The 20,801-nt window shown below is 41.0% G+C and carries 14 protein-coding genes; 11 read left to right on the top strand and 3 right to left on the bottom strand.

Translation table 11 applies throughout. The features are described 5' to 3' along the window. Positions 1-99: 99 nt before the first annotated feature. The 7 genes from B4N43_RS21970 (at position 100) to B4N43_RS22000 (ending at position 11,230) form a co-directional block, all read left to right on the top strand. Complete coding sequence (locus B4N43_RS21970) at positions 100-1,491, top strand: RtcB family protein (protein WP_286736206.1); 1,392 nt, start codon at positions 100-102, stop codon at positions 1,489-1,491. Positions 1,492-1,495: 4 nt separating this feature from the next. Further along, positions 1,496-2,119: a peptide chain release factor H gene (prfH, locus tag B4N43_RS21975; protein ID WP_286736207.1), complete on the top strand. Its 624-nt coding sequence runs from the start codon at positions 1,496-1,498 to the stop codon at positions 2,117-2,119. A gap of 272 nt (positions 2,120-2,391) precedes the next feature. Next, positions 2,392-5,625, top strand: coding sequence for a SusC/RagA family TonB-linked outer membrane protein (locus tag B4N43_RS21980; protein ID WP_286736208.1), 3,234 nt, complete (start codon positions 2,392-2,394; stop codon positions 5,623-5,625). Between the two features lie 46 nt (positions 5,626-5,671). Beyond that, on the top strand, positions 5,672-7,183 hold the full coding sequence (locus B4N43_RS21985) for a SusD/RagB family nutrient-binding outer membrane lipoprotein (protein WP_286736209.1): 1,512 nt from the start codon (positions 5,672-5,674) through the stop codon (positions 7,181-7,183). A gap of 435 nt (positions 7,184-7,618) precedes the next feature. Next, on the top strand, positions 7,619-8,494 hold the full coding sequence (gene prpB / locus B4N43_RS21990; protein WP_286736210.1) for a methylisocitrate lyase: 876 nt from the start codon (positions 7,619-7,621) through the stop codon (positions 8,492-8,494). Positions 8,495-8,504: 10 nt separating this feature from the next. Then, entirely contained in the window at positions 8,505-9,656 is a 1,152-nt protein-coding gene (gene prpC / locus B4N43_RS21995) for a bifunctional 2-methylcitrate synthase/citrate synthase (RefSeq protein WP_145327105.1), read from the top strand. A gap of 122 nt (positions 9,657-9,778) precedes the next feature. Next, on the top strand, positions 9,779-11,230 hold the full coding sequence (locus tag B4N43_RS22000) for a bifunctional 2-methylcitrate dehydratase/aconitate hydratase (RefSeq protein ID WP_286736211.1): 1,452 nt from the start codon (positions 9,779-9,781) through the stop codon (positions 11,228-11,230). Between the two features lie 197 nt (positions 11,231-11,427). Here B4N43_RS22000 and B4N43_RS22005 read toward each other — a convergent pair whose 3' ends face one another. Next, complete coding sequence (locus tag B4N43_RS22005; protein WP_286736212.1) at positions 11,428-13,539, bottom strand: 3-hydroxyacyl-CoA dehydrogenase NAD-binding domain-containing protein; 2,112 nt, start codon at positions 13,537-13,539, stop codon at positions 11,428-11,430. Between the two features lie 30 nt (positions 13,540-13,569). Beyond that, complete coding sequence (locus B4N43_RS22010; protein ID WP_286736213.1) at positions 13,570-14,745, bottom strand: acyl-CoA dehydrogenase family protein; 1,176 nt, start codon at positions 14,743-14,745, stop codon at positions 13,570-13,572. A 320-nt stretch (positions 14,746-15,065) separates the two neighbouring features. Here B4N43_RS22010 and B4N43_RS22015 point away from each other — a divergent pair, with 320 nt between their 5' ends. Continuing rightward, complete coding sequence (locus tag B4N43_RS22015; RefSeq protein WP_088162024.1) at positions 15,066-16,244, top strand: thiolase family protein; 1,179 nt, start codon at positions 15,066-15,068, stop codon at positions 16,242-16,244. A gap of 123 nt (positions 16,245-16,367) precedes the next feature. On the opposite strand, the gene B4N43_RS22020 is transcribed toward B4N43_RS22015, so the two are convergent. Further along, positions 16,368-16,586: a hypothetical protein gene (locus B4N43_RS22020; protein WP_046672939.1), complete on the bottom strand. Its 219-nt coding sequence runs from the start codon at positions 16,584-16,586 to the stop codon at positions 16,368-16,370. A gap of 304 nt (positions 16,587-16,890) precedes the next feature. Here B4N43_RS22020 and B4N43_RS22025 point away from each other — a divergent pair, with 304 nt between their 5' ends. The 3 genes from B4N43_RS22025 (at position 16,891) to B4N43_RS22035 (ending at position 20,787) form a co-directional block, all read left to right on the top strand. Beyond that, a complete protein-coding gene (locus tag B4N43_RS22025; protein ID WP_088162023.1) occupies positions 16,891-17,631 on the top strand; it encodes a histidine kinase in 741 nt (246 codons plus the stop codon). Then, on the top strand, positions 17,621-18,343 hold the full coding sequence (locus tag B4N43_RS22030; protein WP_075993168.1) for a LytR/AlgR family response regulator transcription factor: 723 nt from the start codon (positions 17,621-17,623) through the stop codon (positions 18,341-18,343). Before B4N43_RS22025 ends, B4N43_RS22030 begins: the two co-directional genes overlap by 11 nt. A 176-nt stretch (positions 18,344-18,519) precedes the next feature. Continuing rightward, positions 18,520-20,787, top strand: a complete 2,268-nt coding sequence (locus B4N43_RS22035; protein ID WP_286736214.1) for a cation:proton antiporter — start codon at positions 18,520-18,522, stop codon at positions 20,785-20,787. The last annotated feature ends 14 nt before the right edge of the window (positions 20,788-20,801 follow it).

The raw sequence follows: 20,801 nt of genomic DNA on the forward strand, positions 1-20,801 counted from the left end.
GAATCGTAATCCCCAAAAGAATATTCCCGAAATTTTTTCAACAATGCTGCCGATTTCCAAGAGGAAATTGATGGCTAATTATTTATATTTTTTATAAAAATGGGAAGTAAATTAGCGGGAAAAGATCTAGTAAAAATAGGTTTCCCACAAAATAATATAGTTAATACAGCTTTAGGGCTGATCACAAGGTATCGAAAGAAGGAAAATAAAGAAACCATTCTTCTTGAACTTACTGAGTTGATAGAAGCTCCGGAGCGATTTATGGGGCATAAAATATGGGGAAAGGTCTCTGAAGGACTTGTTAAACCTGTTGAAGTACGCATGCAGCAGCTTCATTCACATTGTGCTCCATTTAGCATATTTGGTGAAAATGAAATTGATGAGCAGGCAAAAAGACAGTTGTATGATGCACTGAGATTGCCTATTTCAAGGCAAGGTGCACTGATGCCGGATGCACATACAGGGTACGGACTTCCCATCGGCGGAGTACTGGCCACAGAAAATGCCGTTATACCCTATGGTGTAGGAGTAGATATTGGTTGTCGGATGAGCCTGTCGATATTCGATTTACCGGGTAGTTATTTCAAAGGAAGGGAATTCCAACTGAAAAATATATTGAAGGAAAATACCAAATTTGGTTTAAATGACACACATCGTGATAAGCATGACCATGTTGTTTTCAGTAGAACTGAATTTCAGGAAATCCCACTATTAAAATCCCTGTTGGGTAAAGCTTACAGACAATTTGGGACTTCCGGTAGTGGAAATCACTTTGTCGAATTGGGCATTGTTGAGCTTCAAACCGTGCGGGAGGAATGGGGGATAAATCCAGGACAGTATCTGGGGATTTTATCCCATAGTGGCTCTCGAGGCTTGGGGGCGAATATCGCTAAGCATTACACAAGCCTTGCGGCGCAACAATGTCCATTACCGCGTCATGTCCAACATTTGGCCTGGTTGGATTTAGCAAGCCAAGAAGGACAAGAATACTGGATGGCAATGAATTTGGCTGGAGAGTATGCCCAGGCCTGTCATGCAGACATCCACCGACGTTTGGCGAAAGCACTTGGCGGTAATCCCGTGGTAACGATCGAAAATCATCATAATTTCGCATGGAAGGAATTCGTGAATGGGGAGGAATGCATTGTTCATCGGAAGGGAGCAACACCTGCAGGCAAGGGCGTGCTAGGGGTGATTCCCGGCTCGATGACAGCGCCAGGGTTCATTGTGGAGGGAACGGGAAACCCCTTAAGTTTACAGTCTGCATCCCATGGAGCTGGGCGTGTCATGTCGAGATCTGCCTGCAAAAATAATTTGACAAAAAGCGCTATGCTGAAAGATCTGGAAGCACATGGTGTGGAATTGATTGGCGGCGCATTGGATGAATCACCACGTGCGTATAAAGATATTCATCGGGTGATGCAATTACAACAAGAGTTGGTAACTGTTCTCGGAACGTTCAGTCCGAAGATTGTACGTATGGACAAATAAGTTTATGAAAGAAAGGTATTTACAAATTTCTTCGGGACGAGGTCCTAAGGAATGTAATATGGCCGTTAGGTTGGTAGTCGACAGAATCTCTTCTGAATGTCGTAGAGTAGGAGTTGAGGTCACGGAAATAGAAACAGAAGAAGTTGATGGACTGCCCTGTTCGTTGATTGTCAGATTGAGAGGAAAAGATATGGATCAATTGATTGATCATTGGATTGGTACAATCTGTTGGGTGTGTAAAAGCCCTTTTCGTCCTTTACACAAACGGAAGAACTGGTTTGTCGAAGTTAAAACGTATCATCCGGGTGAAAAGGAAAAAGTGTTGGATGTGAAGGATGTATATTTCCAAACGATGCGAAGTAGCGGTGCAGGTGGACAGCATGTCAATAAAGTAAGTTCTGGCGTTAGAGCGACGCATGCTCCGACAGGGATAAGTGTTCAGGTGATGGATACGAGATCGCAATTGCAGAATAAAGAGATCGCAATGCTGCGCTTGGCTGCACGTCTGCGGGATTTGGAAAGTGTTGAGTTAAAAACGGCCAAAGAACAAAAATGGAAAAACCAAATCGAGGTGACGCGGGGACAGGCGAAACGGGTCTTTGTTGGACAGAAATTTATTGAAAATTAAGTAATTTGTATTGTTTTTACTCAAGCGAAAACCCTTACCAATATGTTGGCAAGGGTTTGTTTTTTTTAGTGGTATTGTCTTGTTTAATAGTTACTTGCGGTTTGTTTGTTCAAGCTGGATGAAATGGATTTATTGTGCGGAGGTTGTAATATTTTAACATTTGAGGTTAAAATATGGGTAATATTGGTCAATATCATAGCGAGCTCTGTTTTAACATTTGCATAAATTAGATTTTATAAAAGCATTTTAAACTAACTAACAGAGACTAGCTTATGAACAAAAGAAGTATTGCAATACTAGCATCCAATATACTAGTATGTTCTGCGCTTTATGCCCAAACAGCACTTAAAGGCAAAGTGTTGGATCAGGACGGCAAACCAATACCGGGAGTATCGGTAACCATTCGAGGCGGTGCCGGCACGCAGACAGGAATTGATGGTGGATTTTCATTAACATATACAGGTGGAGGAGTTTTAAATGTCACTGCAGTTGGTTACAAATCCAAGCAGTTTCAACTGAATAATCAAACGAATTTAAACGTTACATTAGAATCTTCAGCAGAGAATTTAGATGAAGTCGTGGTTACCGCATTAGGTATCACAAGAGAGAAAAAATCGTTGGGTTATGCCACGCAGGAGGTCAAAGCGAAAGAATTGACAGATGCCGGGCAACATAGCCTAACAGGAGCATTGGCGGGTAAAGTTGCAGGTGTACAGGTGAACCAATTTGGTGGAGCGATAGGTTCTTCAGCGCGTATTTCAATTCGTGGAAATACATCGTTGCAGGCAAATCAGCAGCCGCTTATTGTAGTGGACGGTATTCCTATTACAAATAATTCTCAGCGTAGTGGTGATAATACGTATACTGGGGTGGATTACGGTTCGGGTTTAAACGACATTAATCCAGATGATATCGAAAGCATCAACGTACTGAAAGGTGGGGCTGCAGCATTATATGGTATGCGTGCTGGTACAGGCGTTATTATGATTACGACAAAATCTGGAAAACGCGCCGAAAACGGAGTGCAGATTTCGTACGACGGAAATTTTTCCATCGACAGGGCGGCCAATTTACCGAAGTACCAAAATTTATACGGTCAGGGATCACGTGGGGATGAATACAGTTTTAAGAAATTTGGCGGAAATCTATCCTATCAGGATTATGTAACGCAGAATTCATTCAGTTATGTTGATGGTACAGGAAACATTGGGGTTAATGATAATATCGATGAATCTTGGGGTCCTCGCATGGACATTGGCTTGTTGATACCACAGTTTAACAGTCCGGTTGTGAATGGTGTACGCCAGGCAACCCCATGGAATTCACATAAAAACAATGTTAGAGAGTTCTTTCAAACCGGTTTTTCTCAAAACCATAATGTTTCATTACTTTCCAAATCAGATCGATCGTCTACACGCGCATCTATTTCCTTTAGGGATCAAAAGGGAACGGTTCCCAATACAGATCAGAAAAAATATACCGCGCAGCTGAACAATGAATATAAGGTCAGTGATAAAGTATCTTATGATATCATGAGTAATTTTACGCGTACAGAAAGTAACAACTTGGTCACGCAGGGATATGATGCTGCCAATCCGATGAATGGCCTGATCTGGTTTGGCCGTCAGGTGGATATGCAGGACCTGAAAAAAAATTGGGATCAAAAAGATGCACAAGGGAATTATACCTATTACAATTGGAATTCCGCTTACCATATGAATCCTTTTTATACGATGCATGAATCGCGCAATGCAATGAAGATGAATCGTGTTTTCGGTAAGACCTCCTTATATTATCAACCTTTTGATTTTTTAAAATTCGAGGGGCGTGTAGGATTGGATTACTATAATACCCATATGTTTGAAACGACCTATTTTAACTTTGATAACCAAGATGGTAAGTTCAATGAAATAAAAAATAGCAATTCTGATTTTAATGCAGATTTTATTGCAAATTTTAATAAACAATTTGGCGATCTGAGTTTAACCGGTATTTTGGGAGCCAACTATCGGGATTATCAATTTGAAACAAATACAATAGGTGCAAAAGGATTAAATGTATTGGGTGTCTATACCATTTCGAATAAAATTGGTGATGCTTACACCTTTATGGACCATTCAAAAGGCCGCTCCAATTCGGTATATGGACAGGCTAATTTGGGCTGGAAAGATCAATTGTATTTAGATTTGACAGCGCGGAATGATTGGTCTTCAACGTTAAAGAAATCCTTTTTCTATCCTTCGGCAAGTTTAAGCTGGATCCCAACAGCTTCATTTGAAGGTCTGAAAAGTGATTATTTGAATTTTTGGAAAATGCGATTTAATCTGGTGAAAGTAGGTAACGCTACACAACCTTATCAAAATGGAAACTATTATTATGCACAAACAGACGCTTATAATAACCTGGCGCAAATGTATAAAAGCATGGTCTATGCGATTGAAGGCCTAGAACCTGAAGCCATTACTTCTTATGAAATTGGTACTGAGCTGGGTTTATTCAAAGACCGTCTTCATTTGGACCTTACCTATTATCAAAAAGTAAATAAAAAACAATTACTTTCTGTACCTACCTCCAATGTGGTTGGATTCAGCAGTATCTTCTTAAATGCGGGAGAAATTCGGAGCAAGGGGATTGAAGTTCAATTACGCGGTGATATCCTGAAGCGTGAAGATGGGTTAAATTGGACAACGACTGTCAACTTTTCAAAGGATAAAAATAAGATTATAGAACTTTACCCGGAATTAGACTTGGATGATTTGAGGCAGGGTTGGACTTGGGGTATTTCCAATATGGCTTCTGTTGGGCACCCTTGGGGTAGTTTGGTTGGGCCAGGTTATGATCGTGTAACAGATGGACCGATGAAAGGTGCTATTAAAGTGGGTTCCAACGGTCTGGTTTCTACACCACTTGATGGTCAAGTGATTGGTAATGCTGTGCCGGACTTCTTGGCTTCGATGCGTAATGACTTCACCTTTAAAGATTTTAGATTCGGCTTTATGCTCGATTTCCGTAAGGGGGGAGATATTTGGTCACAAACAATGTCCCATGGTTATGCGACGGGTATAGCGGAAATTACTGCTGCCGACGGGATTCGTGAACGTGCTATTCTTGCCGGTCGTGACGTGATGAAAAACGAACGGTTTGCAATGTCGGACGGAAAAGGAGGCTGGGTTGCAAATACCATTGAGACTTCAGCACAAGACTGGTATGAAAATGGAGGCATTGCCGAAATGTATGTTTTTGATGGTTCTTTTCTGAAATTAAGAGAGGCCTATATTTCTTATAATTTACCCAAACATTTGTATAGTAAAATAAAAGGGATTAAGCGTGCTAATATCTCTGTTACAGGAACCAATTTAGCGTTGCTTTGGGTGCATAAATCGAATACGATGCGATTAGATCCGGAAGGCGGAGGTGTATCTAGCGATTCTAGAGGTGTAGGATTTGAGCAAGCCAGTGTTCCAAACTCAAGAAGTATAGGTCTTAAACTTGGTTTTACATTTTAATCGACAGATAGAGTTTAAGATATAGAACCCTCAAAAAATTATGATTATGAATACTTTTATTAAAAAATTAAAATACACGCCTTTATTAGCCGTTCTTTTGGTGACAGGTTGTACCAAGAATTTTGAGAAAATTAATACGGATCCCGATGCATTAAATGATGTTCCGCCACAAAATATGTTGGTCAACGTGATGCGAAATGCCGGAGACCAATTTGGTGGCGACGTTGATGGTTATGGTACATTTGCTGGATATATTGTCAAAATTCAATATCCCGATAACCTGAGTGGATTGATTCCGACAAATAATACCTATGGCAATCGTTGGGCCGCTTGTTATTATAATATCACCCAAATGAAAGACTTGCTTAAAAAGACAGATGATAAAGCTGAAGGGTATAAAAATACTAGGGCTATAGCAAGAATTTGGAATAACTATATGTGGTCCTATTTATTGGACGGATGGGGTGATATTCCATATTCAGAGGCATTTAAAGGTCGGCCAGAAGATGGTTCGGTATTAAAAGCCAAATACGATAAACAGGAGGACGTTTTTCCTGCAGTATTGGCGGATCTTAAATCCATTGCTGATGAGTTGGCAGCTGGTATTGGAACGGATGATGTTGGTAATTATGACGTGATCTATGGACCGGCTAATAGTGGTAGTCTGGATGTAAAAACACAAATGTTAAGGTGGCAGAAGTTTTGTAATTCGCTGCGCTTACGGATGGCAATACGTATTTCTTCTGTTGCCCCGGCTTTGGCTAAATCTACGATTGAGGAAATTGCTGGAAATAAAACGAAATATCCAATCATTGAAACCAATGCGGAGAGTTGCCAAATGTTTTTCCCTGGAACGCTGCCCTATATGGAGCCTTGGTATGAGTCTGGTATTTACGGTAAACGCATCAACAATTGGGGAATGTTCGATATTTTTATCAATCATTTAACGGAAACGAACGACCCTCGGATTGAGTCTATCGCTCAAAAAAATAATGCCGGTAAATATGTTGGTTTTGTTAATGGCTCGTTGACCAATCCTTCTCCATCAACGTCAATTTCATGGATTGGACTCCATTATATCAATAACCCTGCTGGGGCAGTACCTTTTTATAAAGCCTGTGAAACTTATTACATGTTGGCAGAAGCCGCATTATTGGGTTATAATGTTGGAATTACGGCTCAAACAGCCTATGAAACAGCTGTTAGGCTTTCTATGGAAGATAATGAGGTTGCTGAATCAGCTGCGAATGCTTATTTGGCCGGAGCGGGAAAATTTGATGGAACGAAGGACCGTATCTATTGGGATATGTGGGTCGCTTTGTTTAAAGAAAATTTTGAAGCCTGGAGTTTGTACAGAAGGACGGGAATTCCTAGCACCAACTATCCTTCAAAAATTCAAAATTCAGCAACGCCACATACAGATCAACCATGGCGATTGCCTTATCCGAATAATGAATACCTATATAATAAGGATAACGTTACAGCAGCTGCGCAAGGAATTGTGGATTATAATTGGGGAAAACGCTTGTGGTGGGCTAAAAATAACGGTAAAAATTAGTTTGAAATGCTTTATTGAGCGGGTATCGAAAGATCCCGCTTTTTTTTGCTCGTTTGGAGGAAAATTTCCTCCCCTTTGGAGTAAGGAGTCCTGTTAACTTGTCGGATAAAGCCTCAACATCAAAAGTTGGGGCTTTTTGATTGATCATGTATCCTCCTTTACAAAAAAGAATACACGGTTGTTGAAGCCATTTAGCAGACTGCGGGAAGGCTTTGGCCGCTGAAATAATTTATTTATAATTAATAGGGAGTATTGCCGTATTTTCTTCTGTTATTTACCTTGAATGTAGAAAATAATTTGTTTTATTGCATTGATAATTCCTATCTTTAAGAGGAAGGGCCTAAAAAGGCGTCCTTCAGACTAAGTAAACTTAAGTAGTCACTGTAGCCTGTATCTAGAGAAGGCTATAGGGCTTGGAATTTCAAATTCGATATTATGATAAAATCCCCGGGCTTCCTTTTTAAGGAAGCGATCAAGAATGAAAAACCATTACAAATTGTTGGAGCGATTAATGCTAATCATGCGCTTTTGGCTGAGCAGGCTGGTTTTAAAGCTATTTATCTTTCTGGAGGCGGTGTTGCGGCAGGTTCACTTGGAATTCCAGATCTTGGGATTACAACACTTCAGGATGTTTTGATTGATGTGGATCGCATTACAAATGTGTGTAAGCTTCCTTTGCTGGTGGATATTGATACTGGCTTCGGTCCTTCGGCATTCAATGTGGCACGTACAATAAAGTCTTTAATTAAAGTGGGCGCGGCGGCAGTTCACATGGAGGATCAGGTGGGGGCTAAACGTTGTGGTCACCGGCCTGGGAAAGAGCTCGTCTCGCGATCTGAAATGGTTGACCGCCTAAAGGCGGCCGTGGATGCACGAACGGACGAGCATTTTGCCATTGGTGCACGTACGGATGCACTTGCTTCTGAAGGCCTTGAACTTGCTTTGGAAAGAGCGGTGGCTTATAAAGAAGCTGGAGCGGACTTTATTTTTGCTGAAGCAGTACATCATTTGGAGCAATACGTTCAATTTAGTGCGGCAACTGGCCTTCCCATTTTGGCGAATATCACCGAATTTGGACAAACACCGTTGTTTAGCCTGAATGAACTACGTCAAGCCGATGTTTCTATTGTCCTTTATCCACTATCTGCTTTCCGCGCCGCTAATAAAGCGGCTACAACTGTTTATCGTCACATTCGGGAAGACGGTGGGCAGCTTAAAGTAATCGACGACATGCAGACGAGAGAAGAGTTATACAGAAGTATCGATTATTATGCCTATGAAAATCGATTGGATCAATTGTTTAACAAATAATTATATTCAGATGGAAGAGACAAACAGCACAGGTTTTAAGCCCAAAAAAAGTGTAGCACTCTCTGGTGTAGCAGCTGGTAATACGGCTTTGAGCACTGTCGGAAAAAGTGGTAATGATCTGCATTATAGGGGTTATGATATTTTAGATCTGGCGCATCAGGCAAGTTTTGAAGAGGTCGCTTATTTACTTATTTATGGAAGTCTACCAACACAGGCCCAGCTCGTCACTTATCAAAGTCAGCTGATCAGTCAACGTGGTCTGCCTATTACTGTTCAACAGGTCCTCAAGCAGTTGCCATCGACGGCACATGCCATGGATGTTTTACGGACTTATGTTTCTTTTTTCGGCAGTGTTTCGCCCGAGAAAGACAGTCATCCCATTGCTGGTGCCCGTGACATTGCTACTCGCCTGATGGCTTCAATGGCCTCAGCACTGCTGTACTGGTATCATTTTAGTCAGCATGGACGTGAGGTGCAGGTAGAGACATCGGATGCAACGTTGGGTGGGCATTTTTTGCATCTGCTACACGGAAAATCGCCATCGTCTTCTTGGGTAAGAGCGATGCAGATTTCACTCAATTTATATGCCGAACATGAGTTTAATGCATCTACATTCACAGCTCGGGTAATTGCTGGTACAGGATCAGACATGTATTCTTGCATCGCTGGTGCGATAGGTGCGCTACGTGGACCTAAGCATGGCGGAGCCAATGAGGTTGCTTTCGAAATTCAGAGTCGTTATGCAAATGCTGATGAGGCGGAAGCGGATATCCGGAAGCGACTGGCAAACAAAGAAGTCATTATTGGTTTTGGCCATCCTGTATACACAATCTCGGATCCAAGAAATCAAGTGATAAAACAAGTGGCAAAAGAGCTGTCGGAAGAAGCGGGCGACATGACGCTCTACCTGATCGCTGAGCGGTTGGAAAAAGTCATGTGGGAAGAAAAGAAAATGTTTCCGAACCTGGACTGGTATTCTGCGGTGTCCTATCATATTATGGGCATTCCAACAGAGATGTTTACCCCGTTATTTGTCCTCTCGCGTATTACAGGCTGGTCAGCGCATGTTTTCGAACAACGTCAGGATGGAAAAATTATCCGACCAAGTGCAAACTATGTTGGTCCTGAGGACAGACCGTTTGTACCTCTTTCCGAACGGTAATTTTGGATCGGGAAAAGGCGTTAAAAGGTGCTTTTGAACAGAGGGCTTTGAGGAAGAACTTAGCGCAGGAAAAAACGAAATATATTAATAAATAGAACGAGAGTCTTATACGAAATACACGAATGAGTTCAGCAATATCAAATGAAAGACCACAACCGGATCAGGTTTTAGTGGACATTGTGGACTATGTCCTAAATTATAAAATTGAGGGAAAGGTCGCTTGGAATACGGCGTTTTACTGCTTTCTTGACACCATTGGCTGCGGCTTGGAAGCATTGACCTATCCTGCCTGCACCAAATTGTTGGGGCCAGTTGTGGCCGGGACCATTGTGCCGAACGGTGCTCGGGTGCCGGGTACAGATTTTCAATTGGATCCCGTTCAGGCAGCATTCAATATCGGCACGATTGTTCGATGGTTGGATTTTAATGATACCTGGCTGGCAGCGGAATGGGGACATCCATCCGATAATCTAGGGGGAATTTTAGCAGTGGCAGATTGGTTGAGCCGAACGAATATTGCGAATGGGCAAAAACCGCTGAAAGCTAGGACGGTTCTTGAGGCAATGATTATGGCCCATGAGATACAAGGTGTCTTAGCACTTGAAAACTCGTTTAATAAAGTGGGGCTAGACCATGTTATTTTGGTGAAGGTAGCTTCAACAGCGGTCGTAGGTAGGCTCATTGGCCTCACAAGAGAAGAGCTGCTCAACGCGGTTTCTTTGGCTTTTGTTGATGGACAAGCCCTACGGACTTATCGGCATGCGCCAAATACCGGCAGCCGAAAATCTTGGGCAGCCGGCGATGCAACTTCGCGTGCTGTCCGATTGGCCTTGATCGCAAAAACTGGAGAAATGGGCTATCCATCTGTTTTGACAGCACCAATATGGGGATTTTATGATGTGTCTTTTAAGGGGAATCCATTTAAGTTTCAGCGGGGATATGGATCTTATGTGATGGAAAATATTCTCTTCAAAATTTCATTTCCCGCAGAATTCCATGCACAGACAGCTGCCGAAGCGGCTATGCAACTTCATCAACAACTGAAAGAATTTGGAAAAAGCAGTTCAGATATCGCCCGTGTAACCATTCGTACACATGAAGCGGCTATCCGGATTATTGATAAAAAGGGGCCTTTGCATAATCCTGCCGACCGTGATCACTGTATTCAATATATGGTTGCTGTGCCTCTAATCTTTGGACGTTTGACGGCTGATGACTATGAAAATCATATCGCTTCGGATCCAAGAATTGATGTACTGCGCGATAAGATCTCCTGCGTGGAAGATGCTCAATTCACCGCTGACTATCACGACCCACAGAAACGTGCCATATCAAATGCTTTGACAATAGAACTGGTTGACGGTACAATATTGCCTGAATTGGTCGTTGAATATCCGATAGGTCATCCAAGAAGGAGGGCGGAGGGAATTCCTAAATTAATCGAAAAATACAAAACAAATCTTGCGCGGGTATTTTCTGAAAAACAGCAAAAGGAAATACTTACAGTTACTTTGGACTACGATACTTTTCTCGAACAGGATGTCTCGCAGCTGATGGATCTGTTTGTGCGCTAATGATATAGAGAGGCGGGGTGATCAAACTATTTGTTTTGTCACCCCTGCTTTCGTTTCTATTACAGCGTTAACTATACCGAATATTCTTTTTAAGGTCGCAACCTTTTGTTTTGTTGTTTTTATGATTACCTGATACTTTAGTGCACTTAAACAGCTTATGTACGCTTCTTTAGACGAAAGAATATAGATTGACTAATCTATCGCCAATTTGAGTCAAAATCACTGTAAAATTTGAAATTCTTTTTTGCCAGTTCTCTTAAAGATTCTGGTATATCCCATTGCTCACCTTTGGCCTGAAAGTCTTCGCATTCAGCAATGAAAGTAGGAAGCGTTGTACGGTCGATATGTCCAAATACTCCACCTGTATAGGATGCATACCCTACACCTAAAATAGAACCAATATCGCCATCGATGGGTTGGTTGAGTACGCCTTCTGCGAGACATCGATAGCTATCCAATGCCATGACATGCAACAAACGTTTCCGGATAATTGAAGGTGTTACATTTTCCTTTGCAGATGCAATTACAGGGTTTTTCCAAATGGTTTTCTTTTTGGTTTCAACGTCATAATCGTAAAATCCAGCGCCCGATTTTTTTCCTTTTCGTTCCTGATCGACCATTCCTTTGAGGTAGGTATATGCGCGTTTTTGGCTGGCATGCAGACCGGGTAATTGATCATAAACGTGTAGCATCAATTCCAATGATATCTCATCCAATACTGCCAATGGGCCCACGGCAAATCCTGCAGCCATCGCTTCCTCTTCGACCAGTGTCGGTGAGATGCCTTCCAGTACCATTGTAATACCTTCGAGTAAATAATTGAAGAAAATACGCGAGGTGAAAAAACCCGGACCATCCTGCACGACTATTGGAATTTTATTGAGGCGTAAAGCTGTGATAAGTGCTTTCTCTAAGGTTTTTTGCTCGGTTTGTTTACCGCAGATGATTTCGACAAGGGGCATGCGGTCAACAGGCGAAAAGAAATGCATTCCTATAAATTTTTTAGGATCATTGCTTGCTTTAGCAAGCTCAGTAATAGGCAACGAAGTGGTATTTGTAGCGAAAAAGCCATTTTGGTTTAAATAGGGTAGGCTTTCTTTTGTGACCTCAGCCTTTAGGTGGAAATCTTCAAATACAGCTTCTATAATGCAGTCAGATCCATTAAGGTCATCGACTTGGTCAGTTGGTTTTATGCGTGCAAGCAATTGCTCCCGTTGTGATGGGTTCATGGCCCCTAAAGCCAATGATTTTTCACAAACCTGGCTAGAATAGGCTTTGCCCCGTTCGGCTTGGGGAAGTGTAACGTCTTTTAAAGCAACTTCTATTCCTGCTCGGGCGGCCTCATAAGCAATCCCCGAGCCCATCATCCCAGCGCCCAGTACACCTATTTTATTTAACTTATAGTTGTCGAGATGTTTTATTCTATTGGGTGATTTTGCCAATTGGACAGCATAGTGAAGTGTACGGACCATGCTGAGTGGTTCGGGGCAATTGAAGACTTCCAGGTATAAAATTGCTTCTCTTTCACTAGCTTCAACCGCTGTAGATGACGGGTTTTTTCTTAATAATTCAATAACTGCGTTTGTGCCGGGGTACAAACCGCGTGCTTTTTTTTGGATAGCAAGAATTGCTTCAGGATTCAGTTCGTCAGTTTGTTCTGTGTGATGGCCAGCATTGGTAGTGGGTAGATTAAGTATCCAGTTTATTGCTAATGATAGGCTGTCGCTGGGCTTCTGCGCCAATTCATTGATTAACCCAAGTTTATACGCTTCTTCACTGCTCAGAAGTTTGCTTTTTGTCAGCAGATTTAGGGCATTTTCAGTACCTATCAATGCTGGTAAATAGATCGTTGTACCAAAAGCTGTAAACAAGCCATACTTACTCTCCGGAAAGCCAAACTGAAGTTTTTCGGAGGCGATACGACAATTAGACCATAGCATGGTCGCTAGGGCAATAGCTGTACAATTGTCTGAAATAATAGATACAATGGGTTTTTTAAACGTTTCCCAATGCAATACTTTTGATGTAAGCTTGTATAAGTCAGAAGGTCTTGAGCGGCTTGAAGAAAACTGCTCAAATAATTGCGTATATTCGATTTCTTTGTCTTGAATCGGGCAGCTGTATACGACACCTATGGTATCTTCCTGTTCAAGAATGAACGTAACCAAATCAACAAATTGCGTGAGATAGTCTATAATATCCAGCTGCGCGGGAGCTGCTGTCGATAGCGGATGGATTGTAATGATGTGATGATTATCCTGTTCTACACGAAAGAGCGTGTGGGTCATATAAGATTTATTTTCATCCATTGTGCTTGGTGATAGTTTTTAAAAAGCGTTCTATTGTTTGGACTTTCCTGATCGATAAGTCACATGATCTATTGTCATTTTCGCGATAATTTCAAGCATGATTTCTGAGGTTCCCCCGATAATGGTGCCGACACGGACATCGCGATATAAACGTGCGATTTTATAATCTTCTGTAAACCCATAACCACCAAATAATTGGAGACATTGGTTTACGACATTGACGGCGAGCTCACTTGCTTGTAGCTTCGCTATGGAACATTCTTGGACTGCATATTCGTTTTGGTCCTGGAGATCACAACAATGGTAGACAAAGGCTTTCGTGGTAGCGATATCTGCTGCCATTTGTGCGATTCGGTGCCGTATTGTTTGAAATTCCTGGATTTTTTTTCCAAAGGCTTCACGTTGTGCGATATAATCAAGTGTATACTGAAATGCGGATTCTGCGGTAGCGAGACTATGGATAGCTGCGGTAAGCCTTTCCAATTGAAGTCCATCCATTAAATAGCGAAATCCTTCTCCCTCCATGCCGATGAGATGAGAAATAGGGACTCGTACGTTATTAAACCCTAGCTCGGCGGTATCAGAGGCGTGCCAGCCTAGTTTATTGATTTTGCTTGACGAGACCCCAGTTGCATTTCTGTCAATAAGTAATAAGCTTATACCCTTTGTTCCCTGATCAGAAGCAGTTTTGACTGCTGTAATGAAGAAATCACCGTAATAACCGTTGGTAATAAATGTTTTAGATCCATTGACAATATAAAAATCGCCATCCCGGACAGCTGTTGTTTTGATCTGCTTTACGTCAGAACCAGCCCCGGGTTCAGTAATAGCAACAGCACTGACCATATCACCGGCAATAACTGGTTTAAGATAGCGTATTTTCAGATCTTCTGATCCATATTTCAGTAGGTATGGAGCCGACATAAACTGAATGACAAGTGCGGAAATGGTAAATCCTCCAGAAAAACAATACGATAATTCTTCGCAGAGTATCAAGGAATAATAAAAATCAAGCTCTAGTCCACCATAAACTTCTGGATAATTGAGTCCCATCAATCCCATATCACCCATTTTCTTCCACACATTTCGGTCGATCTCACCCCGTTTTTCCCAATCATCGACGTAAGGTGTAATTTCTTTTCGAATAAATGCGCGAAGTGTATCGCGAAAAATCTGATGCTCAGCTGTAAACTTGATTGTCTGCATAATCGTTTATCTTGCTTTTGGTTATCTTATGTAAGGCGGTCTTTTGAATGACCATCTAGTAGGATGTTATCTAAACGAATTTAACGAAAAGCCTTGGCTTTTTGCAAATTTTTATTCTTTATTTTTCGTTCAATTGGTTAAGTAGGGAAGTTTTTGCATTATTTTTTTTCTATTTATTCTGTTTTGATAAAAAAAATAAAACCGACTTGTTGTGGGTTATCTGTTATATTTTTTATCTTTAAGATTAGGAAGGGTTGTTGGGGATATGCTAGCAATAAGCCCTCAAAATTTTAGCAGAACAATTATAAACTTTTTATATCATGTCAAAGAGTGTATTTATCGTTGCAGCGAAACGCACACCAATTGGAAGTTTTGGTGGTGCCTTGTCATCTATTTCGGCGCCAAGTCTTGCGGCCCAGGTTGTTGGGGCTGTAGTTGATGAGGCGGGTATTTCCCGCGATATAGTGGATGAGATTATTATTGGTGCTGTTTTGCAAGCTGATTTGGGACAAGCGCCTGCCCGGCAGGTAGCCCGGTTAGCAGGTTTGTCGGATCATACCGCTGCAACGACCCTTAATAAAGTATGTGCTAGTGGAATGAAAGCAATAGCTGTTGCTGCGCAAAGCATTCTATTGGGAGATGCTGATATAGTGATTGCTGGTGGGATGGAGAGCATGAGTAGGGTGCCATATTATACGAATAGTATGCGTTGGGGAGCCAAATTTGGAGCTCAGAGTCTGGTTGATGGTTTACAACGTGATGGTTTGAGCGATGCTTATTCGAATGATGCAATGGGAATGTTTGCAGAGTTGTGTGCCGAGAAATATCATATTGGCCGTGAAGAACAGGATGCTTATGCGATAAGTTCCTATAAAAGAAGCCTGGACGCTTGGCAAAAAAATAAGTTTTTAAACGAGGTTCAACCTATAACGATACAAAGTCGTAAAGGAGATGTCGTCGTTTCGCGCGACGAAGAGTTTTCGCAGGTCAATTTTGATAAGATACCCGAGCTTAAGCCTGCCTTTAAAAAAGAGGGGACTGTAACTGCCGCAAATGCATCGACAATAAGTGATGGGGCTGCTGCGGTGCTGCTCATATCTGGCGAGAAATTGGAAGAACTTGGACTTGTCCCCTTAGCAGAGATTATTGCTTATGCTGATGCTGAACAGGCTCCGGAATGGTTTACGACTACACCAAGTGTAGCCACGGAAAAGGTGTTAAAAAAAGCGGGATTGACACTAGAAGACATTGATTATTTTGAATATAATGAAGCTTTTTCCGTGGTGGCTTTGGTGAATGCACAAATTTTGGGTTTACCCATGAACAAAGTAAATGTTTATGGAGGAGCGGTATCTTTGGGGCACCCATTGGGATGTTCGGGCGCTAGAATTGTTGTAACACTAAGCAGCATCTTAAGACAGGAGGGGGGATCAGTAGGGCTGGCAGCGATATGCAATGGTGGCGGTGGTGCCTCTGCAATGATTATTAAAAAGATTTGATGCTTCTTCCAGATAAGATTGCTTTAATTTTATCTGGAAGAAGCTCACGCTTATTGAATTCGGGTGTTTTTAACCACATAGCTTCCTGGAAACTTATTTTATTTGCTATACAAGGTCGTACTTCTACTCCTCATATAGACGGCTTGCCTCGACTCCATGGAGTGCCAGTTCTGATTCGATTTCCGTTGGGTTGAGTCGAATGCCTTCTATGGTTAACAGATTATAAATAGAATCCAAGTCGATCTTCCATTCGTGGATGCCATTCAGTTTTTCAACAGCTTGTTTGATTTTGTCTACAAGACTGGGATGTTGTGCATTAGTTTCGAAAATGAGCTTTTCCATAGTGTTTCATATTAGGCCTGATTAAAAATCAGGCGGGTTTAACCAAAATAGCGTAGACAATCATTTGATCGGCTAATTACAATAGTCTCAATATAAGGATAATAATCTTAAATTAATGCTTTGAAATGACTAAATTGTAATGAAACTGTTAATTTTTGTAATAAATATATGGAAATTTTATAGTCGTTAGATTGCCTTTAAAACACCGGATTTCATTTTATTGTAATCGAACAAGTCTATATGTGGATTTCGGATTTTCTAATACGACGTTTTCATTGGTATAGAAATTTTAAGTAAGTTTGAAATGAACATGACGACTGAGACCTCGAATATAATCATCCTGTTATTGCTGGCAATTGTTGCTTTAATATCGGGTTTGTACCTCTTGTTAAGACAAAAATATAGGAAACTTGAGGTAGAAAATAAACGACAAAAGGAGCTTTTTAATCGTATGGACAATCAGAAGATTGACGATTTCCATCGGGCCCAATTAAATCCCCACTTGCTTAAAAATTCATTGAACGGAATACTTTCACATGCCTATCAGACCTATTATACCATGGACAAGTTGGCCATGGTATTGGACTACGTTTTGTATGAAAGTGAAGATGAACTCGTTTCACCTAAAGCAGAGATTGATTTTGCGCGTAATCTCATTGAGATTAATAGGGTAAAACTGAGTCCCTTATTTGATATACGCGTTAAGTTTGATATTGATGAACTAAATAGTTCCTTATTGAATACACCTTCATTGGTTCCTTTGATTTCTGTGGATTTAATTGAAAACGCATTTAAACATGCAGATTTCCATGGCCCTGATTCTTTTATTTCTATCATGCTGACCTTTAAGAATGGTTTGCTGGAGCTCATTGTGAGCAATCGAATTTCAAAACGTTCGCCCCTACAAAAGGCCAAAAGTGGAATAGGCAGCAAAACGTTGGAAGAACGGCTCATGTTGTACTATCCAGGTAGACATCACCTGCGCAGGTTTGTAGAGAATGATGTATATAGTGCCCACCTTCAAATCAGATTGTATGCGGATTGAAAGAAGTTTGAAATGTGTTCTTCTGGATGATGAAATACCAAGCTTGAGGTTCTTGAAAATGCTCTGTGAGCAAATTCCAGGGGTAGAGGTGGTGAAAACCTTTAATGAACCAGCAGCATTGTTGAGAGAATACCGTTCACTAAGTTTTGATTTTTGTATTCTGGATATTGAAATGCCGGAATTTAATGGATTTGATGTAGCCAGAGAACTCAAGGATTTTCCGATTGTGTTTTCTACCGCATATAAACAATATGCGAGCGATGCTTTTGATATTAATGCTGTAGATTACATGCGTAAACCAATATCTCTGCAACGTCTTCAGCAGGCCATTATGAAAGTAGAACAAATAATCAATAATAAAGCTGAAATTGTCTCGTTTGCACAGTTTAATACGAATAAAGGAAAAACGGTATTGTATTTCGATCAGATTAACTATGTTCAAATAGCTGAAGTAGACAGCCGTGATAAAACAGTTTATTTGGCTGATGGTTCGTTCATTTTGTTGAAAAATATAAGCTTCGATAAGTTGATGGAGATTTTGCCTGAGCATGACTTTATACGCATCAATAAAAAAGAGATCATTGCAACCAAGATCGTTAAATTTTTCTCCGCTGATCAAATAACAAGCAACTTGTTTGACGAACAAGATATGCCTCTTTTGTTTAATTTGGGGGAATCGTACAAGAAAATGTTTTTCGAGAAATTCAGTTGATTACATTTTTTTTTTGTTTCATTACATATTTCCTTCCACCTAGCAACTGAAAAGCACTAAAACTCTTACAGAATTATATTTTTGTTGAGACTGTATTTTATCCCTCCTTGTTTAGAGAATATTGGTCGGGACTTAGTATGCTATTGTCATTATATTTATTTTAATTGCTATTGAAGATGAGGAAATATAGGAATACAATTTTCTATGTAGTTTTAGTTGGTACATTACTTGGGGTGATGTATTGGATGATTCATTTGGGGGCACAGCTAGAGGCTCCAGAGCTACTGCGTGGGGAGAAAACAAGTCAAGGTGCCTGGAAGGATTTTACATCAACTTTATTCCATAGTCTGCAGCATCCGCTAGCGATATTATTGGCTCAAATCGTGACGATCATTATCGCGGCACGTATTATGGGCTGGATTTGCATTAAGATTAAGCAGCCTGTGGTAATCGGAGAGATGCTCGCAGGTATCATATTGGGACCATCATTGCTGGGGCTCTATTTTCCTGAATTTTCGCATACACTTTTTCCTGTAGAATCGCTCAGTAATTTGCAGTTTTTGAGTCAAATTGGGCTAATCTTATTTATGTTTATCATTGGAATGGAGCTGGATCTGAATGTGCTGCGAAATAAAGCGCATGATGCTGTTGTCATTTCTCATGCAAGCATTGTGATCCCATTTACGTTGGGAATTTCATTGGCTTATTTTTTATACCTATTCCATCCACCTACAAATGTAGAGTTTCTATCCTATAGCTTGTTTATTGGTATTTCCATGAGTATCACAGCATTTCCTGTCCTTGCCAGAATTATACAAGAAAGGGGATTGCAAAAAAGTAAGCTAGGTGCAATGGCGATTACCTGCGCGGCTGCAGACGACATTACGGCTTGGTGTATACTCGCTGTCGTAATTGCAATCGTCAAAGCCGGTGATTTCGCTAGTGCGTTGTATACAATAGGGCTTGCTGTTGCTTATGTGCTCATTATGATTAAGATCGTGCGCCCATTTTTGATGCGCGTAGGAGAGGTGAAAGGTAGTAAGGAAGCTTTGAGTAAACCTGTTGTTGCTATTTTCTTTATTGTGCTGTTATTGTCTGCTTATGCAACCGAAGTAATCGGTATCCATGCACTTTTTGGTGCATTTATGGCGGGAGCAATCATGCCCGAAGGAAGTCGATTCCGAACAGCATTCATCGAAAAAATCGAAGATGTCTCTACTTTGTTATTGTTGCCTTTATTTTTTGTCTATACTGGACTGCGTACGCAGATCGGTCTACTTAATGATCCTCAGTTATGGATGATTACCATTGGTATTATTTTGGTCGCGGTTATTGGGAAATTTGCAGGTAGTACGTTGGCGGCGCGTTTTGTGGGTCAAAGCTGGAAAGATAGTTTGAGTATCGGCGCGTTAATGAATACGCGGGGTTTGATGGAACTTATCGTCCTCAATATTGGATACGATCTTGGCGTTTTAAGTGCTGAATTATTTTCGATGATGGTCGTTATGGCCTTAGTGACCACCTTTATGACAGGGCCATCCTTAGATCTCATCAATTTTCTCTATCGACCAAAGAAGAGTTTATTGCAGGAAGATATCCAGGATAAATCGAAATTTAAGATTCTATTGTCTTTTGCGAAAAGTAATACTGGGATTTCGCTACTGTATCTAGCTGATGCTTTAACGTTGAAATCGAAAAAGAATGCTGAAATTACTGCATTACATATTGAACCTTCAAACGAATTACATCATTATGAGGTGGAAACCCAGGAACTGGATAGTTTTCGTGAAATCAAGCAGGTCGCTCAGCAACTCGAACAGCCTATTCAGACAGTATTTAAAATTTCTAGTGATATCGATAGTGAGATTGTTCAAACTTCCAATGAACGCGATCAGGATTTATTACTTTTGGGTGTCAGCGAATCCATCTATGAGGGGAGTTTATTGGGGCGATTTTTAGATTTTACTACGCGGATTGTAAATCCTGAAAAGTTATTCCATACGGTTACAAATGCCGAGTCTCCCTTTACGACATTTGATAGAAATCAGCAGATCAACGCCAAAGTGAATGCAATGGTAGGCATTTTAATTGATAAAGACTTTGTGAAGGCGAAGCGAGTGATCGTTCCTGTTGTTTTGAAAAATGATGAATTTCTATGTGAAATCATACAGCGCCTTATTCAGCATTCGGATGCTCAGATCATCGTATGGGATCTGAATCAAGTGCTGAAAACCAATGAAAGCTTCAAGGAGAAATTGAGGCAATTGGAACAACTTGTTCCCAACCATCTCACAATAACGGAAAAAGAGTTAAACAGTGATACCTGGCGGGACCATGACTTAATGTTGATCAGCCTGCCCAGCTGGAACAAAATTGTCAATAAAAAAGTACATTGGCTTCCTTTTACGCCATCCACACTGTTGATGGCGGATCGCAAACCATAAATAAAAAGCCCCTA

The organism is Sphingobacterium sp. UBA1897 (assembly GCF_002337775.1).
Lineage (GTDB): Bacteria > Bacteroidota > Bacteroidia > Sphingobacteriales > Sphingobacteriaceae > Sphingobacterium > Sphingobacterium siyangense.

Bases quoted from the DNA above. Each gene is read 5' to 3' on its own strand.
- B4N43_RS21970 (WP_286736206.1), top strand. From the start codon at position 100: ATGGGAAGTAAATTAGCGGGAAAAGATCTAGTAAAAATAGGTTTCCCA.
- prfH (WP_286736207.1), top strand. From the start codon at position 1,496: ATGAAAGAAAGGTATTTACAAATTTCTTCGGGACGAGGTCCTAAGGAA.
- B4N43_RS21980 (WP_286736208.1), top strand. From the start codon at position 2,392: ATGAACAAAAGAAGTATTGCAATACTAGCATCCAATATACTAGTATGT.
- B4N43_RS21985 (WP_286736209.1), top strand. From the start codon at position 5,672: ATGAATACTTTTATTAAAAAATTAAAATACACGCCTTTATTAGCCGTT.
- prpB (WP_286736210.1), top strand. From the start codon at position 7,619: ATGATAAAATCCCCGGGCTTCCTTTTTAAGGAAGCGATCAAGAATGAA.
- prpC (WP_145327105.1), top strand. From the start codon at position 8,505: ATGGAAGAGACAAACAGCACAGGTTTTAAGCCCAAAAAAAGTGTAGCA.
- B4N43_RS22000 (WP_286736211.1), top strand. From the start codon at position 9,779: ATGAGTTCAGCAATATCAAATGAAAGACCACAACCGGATCAGGTTTTA.
- B4N43_RS22005 (WP_286736212.1), bottom strand. From the start codon at position 13,539: ATGGATGAAAATAAATCTTATATGACCCACACGCTCTTTCGTGTAGAA.
- B4N43_RS22010 (WP_286736213.1), bottom strand. From the start codon at position 14,745: ATGCAGACAATCAAGTTTACAGCTGAGCATCAGATTTTTCGCGATACA.
- B4N43_RS22015 (WP_088162024.1), top strand. From the start codon at position 15,066: ATGTCAAAGAGTGTATTTATCGTTGCAGCGAAACGCACACCAATTGGA.
- B4N43_RS22020 (WP_046672939.1), bottom strand. From the start codon at position 16,586: ATGGAAAAGCTCATTTTCGAAACTAATGCACAACATCCCAGTCTTGTA.
- B4N43_RS22025 (WP_088162023.1), top strand. From the start codon at position 16,891: ATGAACATGACGACTGAGACCTCGAATATAATCATCCTGTTATTGCTG.
- B4N43_RS22030 (WP_075993168.1), top strand. From the start codon at position 17,621: ATGCGGATTGAAAGAAGTTTGAAATGTGTTCTTCTGGATGATGAAATA.
- B4N43_RS22035 (WP_286736214.1), top strand. From the start codon at position 18,520: ATGAGGAAATATAGGAATACAATTTTCTATGTAGTTTTAGTTGGTACA.